Raw genomic sequence first — 1,615 nt, 5'->3', positions numbered from 1 at the left:
CTGTCAGTCGCCCGCGAAGCTGAAGGGCGAGAGGCCACGCTCGCGTTCGTTGACGAGCATCGCGCGGCCCGCCGGGGGCGCCGAACGTTGCGGGCAATCGTGGCGCGTGCAGACCCGGCAGCCGAGCCCGATCGGCGTCGCTTCGCCGTCGAGATCGATGCCGCGCGCAACCGCGAGCGTTGCGCCGAGCGAAGCCGCGACCCCCAGTCCCACTGCGAACTCGGCGGAGACGCGGCCATAGCGGCCGCCCTGCGGCTGGACGGTGCGCGCGAGCGTGAACCAGCGCGTGCCATCCTCGAGCGTCACGAGCTGGCGCATCAGGCGCCCGGGCTGGTCGAACGCCTTGTGAAGCACCCAGAGCGGGCAGCGCCCGTCGGATTCGACGAGCGGGGCGTTGCTCGCACCCCCATAGCGTTTGGATACCTGACCTGCGCGGTCGATCCGCATCATGAAGAAGGGGAGCCCGCGCGCACCTACGCGTTGGAGCGTAGTAAGACGATGCGCGACCTGTTCGAAGCCCGCACCGAAGCGGCGCTGGAGAAGTTCGACATCGTAACCCGTGGCCTCGCAGGCGCGCAGGAAGCGCGCATAGGGCATCATCAGCGCCGCGGCGAAATAGCTGAGCAGATGGCGCCGATAGAGCCGCTCGGCAACGCGATCGGTGAAACCCGCGCCCTTGACCAGCGCCTCGACCTCGGCCCTGGCCTCGTTCTGCGCGAGCTGGAAGCCGACCGCAAAGGTGCGCGAGGCGGGATCGAGCATCTCGGACAATTGCAGTTGGCGCGCATGGAGGTCGAGCCGGCGGAGCCGATCGGGCATGACGTCGACGGGAAGGATCCGGATCGAAAGCTGATGGCGCGTCCGCAGCCGCTCGGCTATCGCGCCGTAGAGATCGCCCGCACCAAGGCGGAGCTCGTCGGCGAGCGCCTCGGCCTGCGCGTCGAGATCCGCGAAATGGTTGCGCCAGCGCGCGATCTCGCGGCGAACTTCCCCGATGCTGTCGACCTCCTCGATTGCGGGCGTGCCGCCAGCGCGCAGACGATCGAAGACGCGCGCAAAGGCCTCGGCGCAGGCGGGCGCTGCGGCCAGCCACTCGTCGACCTGCGTCCGGTCGATCTCGAGATCGGCGAACATCGGATCGGCGAGGCGGCGGCGGATCGCATCGGTGCCGCCCCCGGGTTCGTCGGCCGACAGGCTGCGCGGGTCGAAATCGAACTGTTCGGCGAGGCGCAGCAGCAAGGTGGCCGAGAGGGGTCGTTGATTGCGCTCGATGAGGTTGAGGTAGCTGGGAGAGATGTCTAGCATCTCCGCCATCGCCGCCTGCGTGACCCCGGCGCCGCGCCGCAGCCTTTTGATCGCATGACCCGCAAAGAGCTTTTGTTCTGCCATAAGCGGATTTTGTCAATTTACATACAAATTGACAAGTGTGAACCGTGCTGCAGCGCACCGGACGACAAGAAAAACGCCAAAATCCTCTCGCTTTGACGCCGTCGGCTTGTCAATTCTTGTTCAGGCCAGCGGTTCGACCGGTATCGGCCGCTCTGCAACGCCATGCGATGAAAGACGAGAATCATGTCCTATCAAGACCAGATCACGCGGACCAACCAGCTCATCC

At 66.4% G+C, this 1,615-nt stretch carries 1 protein-coding gene; it reads right to left on the bottom strand.

From position 1 onward, the window contains the following. Positions 1-3: 3 nt before the first annotated feature. Positions 4-1,389 (bottom strand): helix-turn-helix domain-containing protein, encoded by a 1,386-nt coding sequence (locus VGD20_RS13655; protein WP_331134976.1) that lies wholly within the window; start codon positions 1,387-1,389, stop codon positions 4-6. Positions 1,390-1,615 lie beyond the last annotated feature (226 nt).

The organism is Sphingopyxis sp., assembly GCF_036402335.1.
In the GTDB taxonomy this organism is placed as follows: Bacteria; Pseudomonadota; Alphaproteobacteria; order Sphingomonadales; family Sphingomonadaceae; genus Sphingopyxis.
Note: the sequence above shows the minus strand (reverse complement) of the source record. Positions and strands in the feature narration are given on the sequence as shown.